The organism is Candidatus Manganitrophus noduliformans (genome assembly GCF_012184425.1).
In the GTDB taxonomy this organism is placed as follows: Bacteria; Nitrospirota; Nitrospiria; order SBBL01; family Manganitrophaceae; genus Manganitrophus; species Manganitrophus noduliformans.
In genome coordinates, this window is sequence record NZ_VTOW01000001.1 from 130,722 (window position 1) to 144,375 (window position 13,654).

Genomic DNA, 13,654 nt, shown 5'->3' on the forward strand with positions numbered 1-13,654 from the left:
ACCCTTTTGCACGTTTTGCACGTTCAATACGACGATAGAAAGAGATCGCCCTTACACCTTCCTCGTCCGCTACCCGCTTCGCTGCAGCTGTTGACTCCGCGAAAGAATTGGAATATACAAAAGAGTCATGCGCGCAAAGTTAAACACCCTATTTTCAACTCTCTCACGGAGGGCTTCATGGAAATGGATATGGGCATGAAAGAAGAAGACCGCGCAAAAGTGGCCGAAGGGCTGTCCAAGATGCTCGCCGACACCTATACGCTTTACCTTAAGACACACAATTTTCATTGGAACGTGACCGGCCCCATGTTCCAGACGCTTCACCTCCTTTTCGAAACCCAATACAACGAACTGGCCCTCGCCGTTGATCTCATTGCCGAGCGGATTCGGGCCCTGGGATTCCCGGCCCCCGGCACCTACAGCGAGTTTGGCAAACTCGGTTCCATCAAAGAAACCCCGGGGGTGCCGAAAGCGGAGGAGATGATCCGCCTGCTTGTGGAAGGTCAAGAAGCGGTGGTGCGAACCGCGCGCGCCGCCTTCCCGGCCGCGGAAAAAGCGGGCGATGAAGCGACGGCCGATCTGTTGACGCAGCGGATGCAAGCGCACGAGAAAGCCGCCTGGATGCTGCGAAGCCACCTGGAAAAATAAACCCAGGCCGATTGTTTCAGAGAGAGACGGTCCACGAACAATGGAGACCAGACCCGCTCGCTGTGCGGAGGCCCATGAAGGCGCCCCGTGTCCCAGGAAGAGATAATGCCCGTTAGCCCCCCTTCTCGGACAAGGTCGAACCCGAAAGTCTCGGTCCGTCTCACCGCCTTGTTCTTGGGAATCCTATTTTCCGTTCTGGTGGTCGAGGGGGTTTTTCGGTTACTGCCGGTCGCCAAGGGTCCTACAGCCGGGCCGATCAATGCAGAACACCCCATCTTTCGGTTTACGCCGAATAGCGAGTATCAATGGTCGGTGGGGTGGCGTTTCGCTCTCGTGAATCACGGCCGGACCAATAACGCGGGGTTCGTCAACGATCAGGACTATGATGCAAAAGATCCCCGGCCGTTGCTCGCCGTCATCGGTGACTCTTACGTGGAGGCGTTAATGCTGCCTTACCCTGAGACATTACACGGGCGGGTCCAAAAATTTCTCGGGGAGCAGGGGCGCGTCTACAGCTTTGCGGCTTCGGGAGCCCCCTTGAGCCAGTATCTTGCCTGGGCCGACGATGCCCGCGCGCGATACGCTCCTCAGGGAATGATTTTTGTCGTGGTCGGCAACGACTTTGACGAGAGCGTCGCAAAATACAAAACGGCTCCGGGGTTTCATCATTTTATTGAAAACAACGACGGGGGGCTCTCCTTGCAGCTTTATGATTACGCGCCGACGCTTCTACGCAAGACCTTGCGTCATTCTGCGCTGGCGCGGTACCTCGTCTCCAACCTACATGCGGATACGGCGCTGAAGATGTTATGGCAGCGCCGGATGCGTTCGACGCCGGCGGGCGAGACGGAGCGGTACGTGGGCAACACGGCCGCCGATGTTGCGGACGACCGTCTGCGGGACTCGGAACGGGCCATCCGCGCTTTTTTTGATGAATTGCCGCGACGCACGGCCCTCCCCCCAGGGCGGATATTTTTCCTCCTGGACGGGGTTCGGCCCGAACTGTACGGGAGCGACGAAGACCTCAATGCGGTCAACGGGAACTACTTCCCGCGCATGCGTCGCAGGTTCATGGAGGAAGCCCGGAGCCGGGGTTATTCGGTGGCAGATTTGCAACCGCTGTTCATTGCGGATTACCGAAAAAACGGAGCCCGCTTTGAATTTTCGGAAGATGCCCATTGGAATGCCCTTGGGCACCAGGTGGCTTCGGAAGCGATCATGAGGAGTCGTCTCTTTAAGGCGCTTTTTACAAATATCGCGAAACCTTTAAATTGAAAGGGAACTGATCTTCGATGGCCGAACCGCTCAAAAGTCACTTTGGCCCCGAGATCCCCCGGCGGATCGCCGGGATGATTTCGGCGGTGTTCCGGCGTTTTGACACGAACGCCTTCCTCGCAGAAGTACTCAACGGTTACGAAGCGCTCGATCTGACCCCGCGCGGACGGCAGATCGCCAAAGCGCTGCGCCGCCATCTGCCGGATGACTATGCCGAAGCCGCTGAAATCCTAATCGCTTCCCTCGGTCCAAAACTCGACCGGACCGAAGCGCTGGGGATGGCCCCTTTTCTCTACCTTCCGCACGTTTTCTTCGTCGCGGAATATGGCCTCGACCACTTCGAGATTTCGATGCAAGCCCAATACGAGCTGACACAGCGATTCACCGCCGAGTTCAGCATTCGCCCCTTCCTCGTCCGCTACCCGGAGCAGACGCTCGATCACCTCGAAAGATGGACGAAAGATTCCAGTCCCCATGTCCGCCGGCTCGTCTCCGAGGGAACACGACCACGCCTGCCCTGGGCGCCGCGGCTGCGCGCATTCCAGAAAGAGCCGCGCCCGGTCCTCGCGCTGCTGGAGTTGCTGAAGGATGACCCGGAGCTTTATGTCCGCCGCTCCGTGGCAAACAACCTCAACGACATCGGTAAAGACCACCCGGCCCTGCTGGTGGAAACGGTCCGGCGCTGGATGACCGATGCAACGGAAGAGCGTCGCCGGCTGATTCGTCACGCACTCCGTTCGGCGATCAAACGGGGCGAGCCGGGCGCGCTCGGCGTTCTGGGCTTCGGCAAGAAGGTCAACGTGGCGATTCGCAACGCCACCATCAGACCGAAACGTCCCCGAACAGGCGGCTCGGTCACGATCGGTTTTGAAGTGGTGAACAAGGGCTCGCGGCGGCAACGGGTGCTGGTTGATTTCCGCGTCCACTTCGTGAAGGCCGACGGCAAAACCAGCCCGAAAGTTTTTAAACTCAAAACAATCGAGCTCGCCCCGAAAGAAACCCTCCCGCTCGGAAAGACAATCTCGTTGACGGAGATGACGACGCGGAAGCACTATCCCGGAACGCACCGGGTGGAGGTCATGTTGAATGGTGCGGTGAACCTGCTGGGATCGTTTGAGTTGGTAAAACGTATCGATTATAAATAGATCTGTCCCCTTTTCTAATGAACATCCTGATCAACATAAGTCGCCTAACAAGGCGCCAACCCTAAATAAGGAGAACCGCCATGGCCAAAGTCGCGCTGTTGGTTCGACTGGAAGCAAAACCCGGAAAAGAAAAAGAAGTGGAAGATTTCCTTCGCGGAGGCTTGTCGATCGTCCAAGAAGAGCCGGCCACAACTGCATGGTTTGCCATCCGATTGGGGCCGTCGACATTCGGCATTTTCGACGCCTTCCCGGATGAGGCGGGGCGGCAGGCGCACCTCTCGGGCCGCGTCGCCGCGGCGCTGATGGCCAAGGCGCCCGAGCTTTTGGCGAAGCCCCCCGACATCCAGAAGGTCGATGTCCTTGCGGCCAAGCTTCCGGGATAGATCGAGAGCATCAAACGAAAAGTCGGTCGATTTATAGGGACGAACACTCTGAAGCACAGGGAGGAGGAAAATCCGATGAAAGTGACCAGCCGCTCCATTCAGAACAACAAACGTATTCCCGAAGCGAACGCCGCGGGCGTTCCGGGACCGAGCGGTCCCGTTCCGGGACAGAACAAGAGCCCGCATATCTCTTGGTCCGACTTTCCGGAAAATACCAAGTCATTCGCAATTATCGCCCACGACCCCGACGTGCCGTCGAAGCCCGACGACGTCAACAAGCCGGACCGAACCGTGCCGTACGATTTGCCCCGCGTCGATTTCTATCACTGGGTCCTCGTCGACATTCCGGCGAACGTGACCGAGCTGGCCGAAGGGCAAGACTCCGACGGCTTCACCCCCAAGGGAAAGAAGCCGGGAAAAGTCGCCTACGGCGCGCGCGGGATCAACAGCTACAAAGACTGGTTTGGCGAGGACCCTCAGATGGGCGGTGACTATGGCGGCTACGATGGGCCGTGGCCCCCCTTCAACGACGAGCGGCTTCATCACTACCACTTTACCGTTTATGCGCTCAACGTCCCGTCGCTCGAGATGCCGGAGCGGTTCAACGGGCCCGACGCGCTCAAGGCGATGCAAGGCCATATCCTCGATAAAGCCACGCTGATGGGAACCTACGCCCTCAATCCGAACGCTCGGGAGTAGATCCGGCAGATCCCGTCCACACAAATTCGCCGTCGAGTCGTTCGAATGAGACTCGACGGCGAACCTGACCCGCCTCGCGGACCCTTGATCTTCATCCTTTACGGAAAAAAGTCAGGCTTTGACCCCCGCGATATAGTCGAAATGATCGGTGAACTCCAAGACGGTTCGATCGGCGTATCTTTTTTCCATCTCGGCCAGCCCTTCCTGGATCTCTTCTTTGCTGAAGCTGGACAACACAGACATGTAACAGCTTTCGACCATCTGGAAATATTTCTCTTTGGGAATCGCATGCGGATAGTCGAGCGCGTCCCGCTCGACCCGAAAGCCGGCCTCGCCGAGCAGCCGGACGAGATCGTCGGGATCGGCGTGCCAACGCTCGCATTTCTGAAGCGCTTTCTGGAAAAGCGGGTATTGGACCTTCGGCGGCACATGGACCAGAAGAAGAATGCCCCCGGGGGTGAGGCGCTGGTGCAGATTGCGGAAGAGCCTCTCCTTGTCCTGGATGTGGTGAACCGTCTCTTTGATCAGAACCTTATCGTAGCTTCCGGGGCGCTCGGAGAAAACGACCGCGTCGAGCGGATGGCGCTCCATCGGCGCCTCTTGCGGAATCTGGGCGAGCATTTCGGCGAACGGATCGACGCCGATAATCTTATTTTTCAACGGGACCTGCTTAAGAATATCGAGCGAGTACATTCCGGTCCCGCAGCCGAGATCGACGAAGGTGTCCGATTCCCGAAGGCGGAGCTTGTCGATCATTTTCTCCGTCAGAGCGCGGACAAAACCGGGCGAGTAGTAGAGAAACCCGTCGTACTTTTGCGCCAACCTCCGGTAATGGATCTGGACAACATCCTGCATCAGTAATCCTCCTATTTATTGGTTGATCGCCCGCTGTTTTATCGGGGCGGTTCCAGAGGCCGAAGAACTCTTTTGAGAAATTCCCGGGTCCTCTCGTGCTTCGGTTCGGAGAAGATCTTCTCGGGAAGATCGTCCTCCACGATGCGGCCTTCATCCATGAAGATGACGCGGTCGGCGATCTCCCGCGCGAACCCCATTTCATGGGTGACGATCAGCAGCGTCATTTCCGTCTCCAGGGCCAATCGCCGGATCACCGCCAGCACCTCTCCGACCCGCTCCGGGTCGAGCGCCGACGTCACCTCGTCGAAGAGCATGATTTTGGGTCGCATCGCCAGGGCGCGGGCGATGGCGACCCGCTGCTTTTGCCCGCCCGAGAGCTGCGCCGGATAGGCCTCCGCCTTGTCGGGCAATCCGACCTGTTCGAGCAGCGCCATGGCGTTTTTCACCGCCTCCTCGCGGGGAAGACGAAGGACATGGATCGGCGCCTCGGTGACGTTGCGCAGGACCGTCATATGCGGAAAAAGGTTGAATTGCTGAAAAACCATATCGACCTTGCTCCGGATCTTGCGCAGATGCGCGGCGTTCGCCGGGACCTCCCGGCCGTTCTTCACCAGGGTCCAGATCGGGTCGCCGTCGATCTCGATGGTTCCCGAATCGATCTTCTCCAGCGTCATCAAAGCGCGCAGGACGGTCGATTTTCCCGAGCCGCTCGGACCGATCAGGGCGACTTTTTGAGACGGGGGAATCTCCAGATCCAAGCCGCGCAGCACCGCCAGATCCCCGAACGACTTCCGGACGTCCCGCATCCGGATGATCGGAGGGGGCGCGCCGCGCTCGCGGTCAGCGGCTTCCAAACCGCACCTCCAGTCTTCGAACCAGCCTCGACGCGACCAGGCTGACGGCGAGGAAGAGCAGGCCGACGAGGGTCAGCGGCTCGAGATAACGGAACGTCTGCGCCCCGATGATCTTCGCCGTCTGCAGCAGCTCCATGACGGTGATCGCGGCCAGCAGCGGCGTCTCCTTGAACATCGCCACCAGGTAGTTGCCGAGGGCGGGAATCACCGGCGGAATCGCCTGAGGGAGAATGACCGACCGCCAGGTGAGAAACCGGCCCATGTTCAAGGAGAGCGCGGCCTCCCACTGTCCCGAAGGAACCCCCTCGATCCCCGCCCGGTAAACTTCCGCGGTATAGGCGCTGTAGTGGAGGCCGAGGGCGAGGGTCCCCGCCGAAAAGGGGGACAAGGTCAGGCCGAAATTCGGCGCCACATAAAAGAGAAAATAGATCTGCACCAGCAGCGGCGTGCTCCGGATGAACTCCACCGAGGCGGCCGTCACTTTGGCCGGCAAGCCCCGTCCGGAATGGCCGAGAAAGGCCCAAACCAGGCCGAGCAGCAGGGCGATGGAGATCCCGACCAGGGTCGCCTGAAGGGTGACCCGGAGCGCCTTCAACAGCGCCGGCAGAATCGAGATTGCAAATTCCCAGTCAAACATCGGCCGCGACCATCGGGCGCCGCCGGACACGGCCGACGGCGAGTCTCCGCTCCAATCGTCTTACGCCGAACGAGATCGACAGCGCCAGCATAAAATAGAGCAAAAGGACCAGGGTGAAAATTTCTCCCGAGCGAAGCGTGGCGGCCCGCAGGATCTGCCCCTGGAAGGTCAGGTCGCCCAGGGTGATCATCGAGACCAGCGCCGTGCTCTTGAGAAGCTCGATCAACAGATTGCCGAACGGAGGAAGCATCGCCGGCAGCGCCTGCGGCAGGATGATCCGCCACAACGTCTGACGCTCCGTAAAATTGAGCGCGGCGGCCGCTTCATATTGGGGCCTGGGAACCGCCTGGACGGCACCGCGGACCACTTCGGCCCCGTAGGCGCCGTGGTTCAGCCCCAGGACCACGATGCCAGCGGTCATGGCGTCCAATTCAACCCCCCAAAAGGGGAGGGCGAAGTAGACCCAAAAGAGCTGCACCAGCGCCGAGGTGCCGCGGAAAAAATCGGTATAGGCCGTGGCGGCGATCCGCAACCCGGCCTTTCGTGAGAGTCGCAACAAACCGACCGCAAAGGCGGCCAGGACCGCCAAGATGGAACCCCCGAAGGCGAGCTGGATCGTCACCCAAAGGCCGGAGAGCAGGGGGGGCAAGAAGTGAAAAAGCTCAAGCACGCTCTTTCTTCCTCCGGGTTGCGCGTTTCATTAAACGGGCACGGTGGGAACTTACGGCCTGCAGAGCGCCTCCGCCGTGATCTCTCCGGGCAGATCGGCTTCGGTGAACCCGAACGGCGCCACGACCGCCAGATGCCGCGGCGAGCCGATGAACCGCTCCAAATGCGCGTTGAATTCGTTCAACAGCGCCGTATCTTCTTTGCGGAGGCCGAACGCCCCGTAGCCGATCACGGTTTTGCCGTCGATGATCGGATCTCTGAACGGCTCCGCCCGCTCAATGCCTGGATCGCGCGCTTTGCTGAGGAGATTCTGAATCGTCAAGCTGGTTCCGGCGTAGGCGTCGACCCGACCCGCCTGGACCGCCGCGACGGCGCTCGGCGCATCGGGGAGCACCGCAATCCGGCTTTCGGGGACACCGGTCGCCTGCGCATATCGACGCTCCACGGCCCCGGCGACCACCCCCAATCGCGCGGTCGGGTGGGCCGCCGCCTCCTCGTAGCTGTGCAGGCCAAGCGGGTTTCCCGCTTTGACGAGAAAGGCCTCGCCGAGTCCATAGGTCGGGTTTGAAAAGGCGATCTCCCGGCAGCGCGCGGGGGTGATATACATCCCGGCCGCGATGATGTCGAATCGGCCGGCCTTAAGGCCGGGAATCAGCGCCCCGAATTCGGTCAGAACCCCTTCCACTTCGGTCACCCCCATCTCGCCGAGCACCGCCCGCGCGATCTCCGGCGCCTCGCCGGTCAGCTTCCCCGCCGCGGTGTCGTAGTAGGCGTACGGCGCCTCGTTGGCGTAGCCGAGGCGGATCTTCCCCTGACTCCGGACCCGCTCCAGCGTCGTCGAGAAAGAGGCCGACTCCTGCCGGCCGCGGTCGCAGCCGGTCGCGAGGAGCAGCCCGACCAGAACCATCCATCCCGCGGCGGATCTCCCGACGATCTTCATGATCCGCTCATGAGGCGGTTGATCCGGCGGCCTGCCCGGAAGGAACCGGCGTGAAATCGCGGCTGGCGATGAAATCGGGCCGGGGGGTCGTTCCGCCGTAAGGGGCTCCCAGGGCGTTCTCGACGCTGTTGTAGACGAAGAAGACGTTGCTCCGCGGCCAGGGGGTGATGTTCGAGTTCGATCCATGCATCATGTTGCACTCGAAGAGGACCAGCGAGCCGGGGGGGCCGGTCGGCGCGACGATTCCCCCCAGATCGACCAGACGGCGAAGGCTCTCGCGATCGGGCACCCCGTAATCCTGCTTTCTGAGCGACTGTTTGTAGTGGTCGTCCGGGGTCTCGCCGACGCACGAGACATAATGCCTGTGGGAGCCGGGAATCAGCATCAGCGGGCCGTTGTACGGGTTGTTTTCGGTCAGGTTTACGGAGCAGCTGATCGCCCGCATTCCCGGCATGCCGTCCTCGACGTGCCAGGTTTCGAAATCGGAGTGCCAGTCGAACTCTTTGCCCCGGAAGCCCGGCTTGTAGTTGATCCGGGACTGATGCATGTAGACGGCCCCCCCCAGCAGCTGGATCATGATCTCCACGATCCGCCGGTCGCACGCCAACCGCCGCAGCAGCGGGTTGCTCCGGTGCACGTTGAAGATGGAGCGGACCGCTTCGCTGTCGGGCTCCAGGACCGTCTCGGCGGCCCCTTTGACCTCCGGGCTGAGAGAGAGCCGGCGCAGCTCCTCCAGATAGGTCGCCGCCTCTTCGGAAGAGAAGACCCCCTGAAAAGAGAGGTAGCCGTTTTTCTCGAAGAAGGCGACTTCCTCCGGCGTCAGCGGGCCGGCGGCGGTTCCGTGGACGACCGGGTCGGTCCGCTCCGTCATCCGAGGGGTTTCATAGACGCGCGAGGGATAGCGATCCTCCCGGGTCTCTTGCGGTTTCGTTGCGCTTTCGGATCTCATCAATGACCTCCTTTCTTTTCCATCGCAATTTCAGAGAACGACTCGGAGCGCAATTGCTCCTCCTGCAGAAGCGGATAGGTCCCTTCGTGATCGTGGACCTCCCGGCCGGTGAGGGCCGGGGTGAAGACGCAGATCATCCGCAGATCGGTTTTCGCGCGAAGAAGATGTTTTTCGTGGCCGTTTAGGGTGTACATCGTCCCCGGCCCGATCCGGAACGACGGCCCTTCCGGAACGACCTCCAGCTCCCCCTCTCCTTCGATGCAGTAGACCGCCTCCAGATGATGTTTGTACCAGATGACCGTCTCCGTTCCGGCATAAAGGATCGTATCGTGCAGCGAGAAGCCGGTCCCGTCCCTTTTGAGCAGGAAGCGCCGGCTCGTGAAGGTCGGCGCCTTCACCTCTCTTTCCGTCCCCTCGATTTCATGCAATCTGCGAACGATCATATCGTCTCCCTCCGTTCCGCTGCCGAGCCGAGGGCGACCGTGTTCGAAGAAGGCGCCGCTCGGCCCACGACCTCCTCGATGCTTTCTACGGCGATCTCCAGGCCCCGCGTGAGGGTTTCTTCATCGATAATCAGCGGCGGCATGAACTTGAGGACGTTGTCTTCGGGGCCGGCCGTCTCCATGATCAGGCCGCGGTCGAACGCCGTGCGGGTGATCTTTTTGGCCAAACCGGCCTGAGAGCAGGGGAGCCCTTGAATCATCCCGCGGCCCCGGGGAGGCTGAAAAACCCGGGAATATTGGTCGGCGATCTCTTGCAGGCGCCGGTGAACCGCCTTCCCCTTTTTCTGTATCTCCTCCGTGAAGCGGTCGGATTTCCAATAGGTCAACGCCTCGGCCGCCGTGATGAACGCAAGATTGTGCCCGCGGAAGGTGCCGTTGTGCTCGCCCGGCTCCCACTGGTCCCACGCCGGCTTGATCAGGGTGAGCGCCATCGGCAGACCGTATCCGCTGATCGACTTGGAGAGGCAGACAATGTCGGGCTCCAGGCCCGCCGGCTCGAAGCTGAAGAAGGGCCCCGTCCGGCCGCAGCCGACCTGAATTTCATCGAAGATCAACAGCATGCCGTGGCGCCGGCAAAGCTCGGCCAGACGCTGCAGCCAATCGAACGCCGCCACGTTGATCCCCCCCTCGGCCTGCACGCTCTCCACGATGACCGCCGCGGCCAGATCGACGCCGCTTCCGGTGTCGCTGAGGAAACGCTCCATGTAGTCGATGGTGTCGAGCTCTTCGCCGAAATAACCGCAGAACGGCATGGTGTCCGACAGCATCAAGGGAATGCCGGCCCCGTTGCGTTTGAATGCATTGCCTGTGACCGAGAGCGACCCGAGGCTCATCCCATGGAACGCATTGGTGAACGAGATGATTTTTTTTCTTCCGGTGATCTTGCGGGCCAGTTTGAGCGCGGCTTCGACGGCGTTGGTGCCGGTGGGGCCGGGGAACTGGATTTTATACTCCAGACCGCGCGGCTCGAGAATGGTCGATGAGAATTGACCGAGCAGCCGCTCTTTCGCGGTGGAGACCATATCGAGGCTGTGGGTCAGTCCGTTTCGCTCGATATATTCGAGCAGTTTCTCTTTCATGTGGGGCGGATTGTGTCCGTAGTTCAGCGCTCCCGCGCCGCTGAAAAAGTCGACATATTCCCGGCCCTGGGTGTCGTACATGAAGCATCCCTCCGCTTTGTCGAAAACGGCCGGAAAACTGTGACAGTAGCTCCGCACTCTCGATTCGATACGTTCGGTTATCTCCATAACGCTCCTTTCTCAGTCTAGTTTGAGTGGATCAAACGGACCCACCCGGATCAGGTCTTCCGCTTGATGGTTCCCTTCCGGAAAAAGACTTTCTGGAAACCCTTTCTCCTCGACATAGGGGGTATTCAGGCTGCGCGCGAGGGAAGCGAAAAGGGCCTTGGAGGGATGGTTCGAAGGGGTGATCGTCGTTTCCAGAAAAGAGACTCCTCGGCTCGCTTCCCGCCGCAACAGATCCTTCAGCAACGCGCGGCCGAGCCCCTGCCGCCGCATCGCGCCCGCGACGCCGATCTGCCAGATGAAAAGAACGTCGGGGGAAGCAGGGGGACGGAAGGCGGTGACGAAGCCGGCGAGGCGGCCGCCCGATTCGGCGACCACGCAGGTCTCGGAAAAATGTTTGCAGAGCAGGAGATAGCAGTAAGCCGAGTTGAGGTCCAAGATTTCGGAATCCTTCGCCAATTTCCAGATGTCGGATCCGTCTTCGATCGTCGGCTTTCGAAAAAAAATAGTTCTCCCCCCTTCGTTTTCACGGCGGCGATGCGCGGGCGGTGATGAGTGATAAATAAATATTCCGGCGAAGAGAAGGTCCATTGATTCTCTCGCGGACGATGATTCGGTTTTTGCGTGCTGATTGTTGCTACGGTTCTCGACGAGGCGCCGTCGCGGAGGATAGAGATGTTGTGCGGCGGCAGTCCTTATTACGGGACATTATTGGCGTCGAGCAAGGATCATGACCGACGGTTTTTCAGGAACGACGGACCGACCCCGGCGCTTTATCTCGCAAGGAGAATTGCAAGCCTTTATGCCTCTTCTGCGCGTTCGACAGATTTCTATTTCGGCGGCGGAGGCCGATGCCCTGGGGGATCGGCATAAAAGCGTTCAGCGCCCGGATTGCGACCTTGACGCGTTTTGAATCGCGCTTCACTCAGGGCGGTATATCCCATTTAAGAATACACCGACCGAGGCAATCGCAAGCCAGGATTTCAACCTAGCACAGGAACGGAAGAGCTGTCAAGCCGTTTGTGCCCGTTCGGCCCGATTCGATGCGACGCGGGACCGCTCTTCGAGATCCTCTCTTCGTTGAAGTCGTTGACTCTATGGGAGATTGGGGCGATATAAAACGCCGTCCGAAAGAGAAATTTTTTTGAGGCGTCTTGGTTGTTTTTCGCTCGCCCGAAGAAGAACGCCTGTCTGGGGTTGACCCGAGCGGCACAGACCGGTATGCTGCGAGGACAGGGCGGACCGTCTTGAACATCGAGGGACAAAGATGGACACATTTTCCAGATCGCTTCTTCTTCTTTTCGTTCTTTTAAACCCGTTTATCATGAGCGTCTATTTGATGGAGCTGGTGAAAGGGCTGACGTTCTCCTATTTTGCAAGACAGTTGATCCGCGCCGGGATGATCAGCTTTACGATCTTCCTGCTTTTTGCATGGACGGGGGACGCCGTGTTCGAAAACGTCATGCAGGTTCGCTTCTCGTCGTTTCTCATCTTCGGCGGGATCACCTTCCTGATCGCCGGCATCCGGCTGATTCTCGGCGTCGGGCCGCCGATCCAGGCGCTCCGTCCCGAGTCGGGCCAGGTCTCGGCGGCGATCGCGATGCCGTTTATGGTCGGACCGGGGACGATCAGCGCGAGCGTCGTCATCGGCAGCCGCCTGAACTTCCCCATGGCCGCGAGCGCCATCGGGCTCGCCCTTTTGTTTTCGATCGCCGCGATCCTGCTGATCAAAATTTTCCACGATTTTTTCCGGAATCGAAACGAGCCCCTGGTCCAACGGTACAGCGAGATCGCCGGGAGGGTGACGGCGCTCTTCGTCGGCTCGTTTGCCGTCGAGATGATTTTCACCGGCATTGAACGCTGGCTTACCCGGCTTCAGGGCGTCGGCTGACGTTCTCCATGAAAACAGCCGGACAGAGATCGCACCAATGAGCGCAACCGAAGCGGAACCGGTTCACGCACAAAACTCATTGAAAGACACTGCCGTAAGCGCACGATTGATCCTCGCGGGCGCGCTGCTTTCGATCATCCTCAATCCTCTCACTCATTCCTTTCAGTGATTGACTCGGTGTGGAGGGTTGGATTATACAGAACCAAACGACGCCGCCACGTCTTCATCAGGAGGGAAATGAGATGGCCGTCAAACTAAATAAAAGCGCCTTTGAAGGACCCGGCTGAACCTTGGAACAGAATGACTGTTGAACCTCAGATTCACATCGACGTCTGGAGCGACTATGTCTGCCCGTTCTGCTATCTGGAGGTCCCGGTGCTCGACCGGCTTCAAGAAGCGTTCGGGCCGGCCCTTCAGATCCATTGGCGCGCGTTCGAGTTGCGGCCCGAGCCGGTTCCCACCCTCGACCCGGCCGGCGATTATTTAAAAACGACCTGGGCCCGTTCGGTCTACCCGATGGCGGAGCGGCGCGGCATGATCCTTCATCTTCCGCCGGTGCAACCCCACAGCCGAAAAGCGTTCGAAGCGGCGGCGCATGCGCGCGACGAAGGGAAATTCGATCCGATGCACCGGGCGATTTTCCGCGCCTTTTTTGAGGAAGGCCGGAACATCGGACAGATGGAAATTCTGCTGGAGATCGCCGCCTCGGCCGGGATAAAAGAAGAACCGCTTCGGCGCGCCCTGGAAACGGGCCGCTACACCGAACCGGTTTTGGAGGACGAGCGGCTTGCGCAGGCGCTCGGGATTTCCGCCGTCCCAACGATGCTTCTTCGCCGAAGGGACGCGGCCTTGTCCGATGCAACGGCCGTGAGGGGCGCGCTTGCGTATGAGCAGGTTCATGCGGTGGTGGAAAACTTGCTCCGGGGAGAAGAACCCTTCATGACGGCATCGGAAGAATAAAC

General features: G+C 59.9%; 16 protein-coding genes. 7 read left to right on the top strand and 9 right to left on the bottom strand.

Annotation, left to right across the window (positions count from 1 at the left end; translation table 11 throughout):
* Positions 1 to 177 precede the first annotated feature (177 nt).
* The 5 genes from MNODULE_RS00580 (at position 178) to MNODULE_RS00600 (ending at position 4,150) form a co-directional block, all read left to right on the top strand.
* Positions 178 to 648, top strand: coding sequence for a Dps family protein (locus tag MNODULE_RS00580; protein WP_168057564.1), 471 nt, complete (start codon positions 178 to 180; stop codon positions 646 to 648).
* A gap of 105 nt (positions 649 to 753) precedes the next feature.
* Complete coding sequence (locus tag MNODULE_RS00585) at positions 754 to 1,923, top strand: hypothetical protein (RefSeq protein ID WP_168057565.1); 1,170 nt, start codon at positions 754 to 756, stop codon at positions 1,921 to 1,923.
* Between the two features lie 17 nt (positions 1,924 to 1,940).
* Complete coding sequence (locus tag MNODULE_RS00590) at positions 1,941 to 3,068, top strand: DNA alkylation repair protein (RefSeq protein WP_168057566.1); 1,128 nt, start codon at positions 1,941 to 1,943, stop codon at positions 3,066 to 3,068.
* 80 nt (positions 3,069 to 3,148) lie between these two features.
* Entirely contained in the window at positions 3,149 to 3,451 is a 303-nt protein-coding gene (locus MNODULE_RS00595) for a putative quinol monooxygenase (RefSeq protein ID WP_168057567.1), read from the top strand.
* A 75-nt stretch (positions 3,452 to 3,526) separates the two neighbouring features.
* Positions 3,527 to 4,150: a YbhB/YbcL family Raf kinase inhibitor-like protein gene (locus MNODULE_RS00600; protein ID WP_168057568.1), complete on the top strand. Its 624-nt coding sequence runs from the start codon at positions 3,527 to 3,529 to the stop codon at positions 4,148 to 4,150.
* Positions 4,151 to 4,261: 111 nt separating this feature from the next.
* On the opposite strand, the gene MNODULE_RS00605 is transcribed toward MNODULE_RS00600, so the two are convergent.
* Genes MNODULE_RS00605 through ectA form a run of 9 tightly spaced genes read right to left on the bottom strand, consistent with a single transcriptional unit; the run spans position 4,262 to position 11,392 of the window.
* Positions 4,262 to 5,005, bottom strand: coding sequence for a class I SAM-dependent methyltransferase (locus MNODULE_RS00605; RefSeq protein ID WP_168057569.1), 744 nt, complete (start codon positions 5,003 to 5,005; stop codon positions 4,262 to 4,264).
* Between the two features lie 38 nt (positions 5,006 to 5,043).
* Positions 5,044 to 5,811, bottom strand: coding sequence for an ectoine/hydroxyectoine ABC transporter ATP-binding protein EhuA (gene ehuA / locus MNODULE_RS00610; protein WP_181070953.1), 768 nt, complete (start codon positions 5,809 to 5,811; stop codon positions 5,044 to 5,046).
* A gap of 34 nt (positions 5,812 to 5,845) precedes the next feature.
* On the bottom strand, positions 5,846 to 6,496 hold the full coding sequence (gene ehuD / locus MNODULE_RS00615) for an ectoine/hydroxyectoine ABC transporter permease subunit EhuD (protein ID WP_168057570.1): 651 nt from the start codon (positions 6,494 to 6,496) through the stop codon (positions 5,846 to 5,848).
* Entirely contained in the window at positions 6,489 to 7,166 is a 678-nt protein-coding gene (gene ehuC, locus MNODULE_RS00620; protein WP_168057571.1) for an ectoine/hydroxyectoine ABC transporter permease subunit EhuC, read from the bottom strand. Before ehuC ends, ehuD begins: the two co-directional genes overlap by 8 nt.
* Before the next feature lie 51 nt (positions 7,167 to 7,217).
* A complete protein-coding gene (gene ehuB, locus MNODULE_RS00625) occupies positions 7,218 to 8,105 on the bottom strand; it encodes an ectoine/hydroxyectoine ABC transporter substrate-binding protein EhuB (RefSeq protein WP_168057572.1) in 888 nt (295 codons plus the stop codon).
* A 7-nt stretch (positions 8,106 to 8,112) separates the two neighbouring features.
* Positions 8,113 to 9,054 (bottom strand): ectoine hydroxylase, encoded by a 942-nt coding sequence (gene thpD, locus MNODULE_RS00630; RefSeq protein WP_168057573.1) that lies wholly within the window; start codon positions 9,052 to 9,054, stop codon positions 8,113 to 8,115.
* A complete protein-coding gene (locus tag MNODULE_RS00635; RefSeq protein WP_168057574.1) occupies positions 9,054 to 9,497 on the bottom strand; it encodes an ectoine synthase in 444 nt (147 codons plus the stop codon). The genes thpD and MNODULE_RS00635 overlap by 1 nt, the downstream gene beginning before the upstream one ends.
* Positions 9,494 to 10,804: a diaminobutyrate--2-oxoglutarate transaminase gene (ectB, locus tag MNODULE_RS00640; protein ID WP_168057575.1), complete on the bottom strand. Its 1,311-nt coding sequence runs from the start codon at positions 10,802 to 10,804 to the stop codon at positions 9,494 to 9,496. Before ectB ends, MNODULE_RS00635 begins: the two co-directional genes overlap by 4 nt.
* Positions 10,805 to 10,816: 12 nt before the next feature.
* Complete coding sequence (gene ectA, locus MNODULE_RS00645; RefSeq protein ID WP_168057576.1) at positions 10,817 to 11,392, bottom strand: diaminobutyrate acetyltransferase; 576 nt, start codon at positions 11,390 to 11,392, stop codon at positions 10,817 to 10,819.
* A 676-nt stretch (positions 11,393 to 12,068) separates the two neighbouring features.
* Between ectA and MNODULE_RS00650 the strand changes: the two genes are divergently transcribed.
* Together MNODULE_RS00650 and MNODULE_RS00655 are read left to right on the top strand one after the other, a co-directional pair.
* A complete protein-coding gene (locus MNODULE_RS00650; protein ID WP_168057577.1) occupies positions 12,069 to 12,692 on the top strand; it encodes a MarC family protein in 624 nt (207 codons plus the stop codon).
* Positions 12,693 to 12,992: 300 nt separating this feature from the next.
* The gene (locus MNODULE_RS00655; RefSeq protein ID WP_168057578.1) at positions 12,993 to 13,652 is read left to right on the top strand and encodes a DsbA family oxidoreductase; all 660 of its coding nucleotides are present in this window, start codon (positions 12,993 to 12,995) and stop codon (positions 13,650 to 13,652) included.
* Positions 13,653 to 13,654 lie beyond the last annotated feature (2 nt).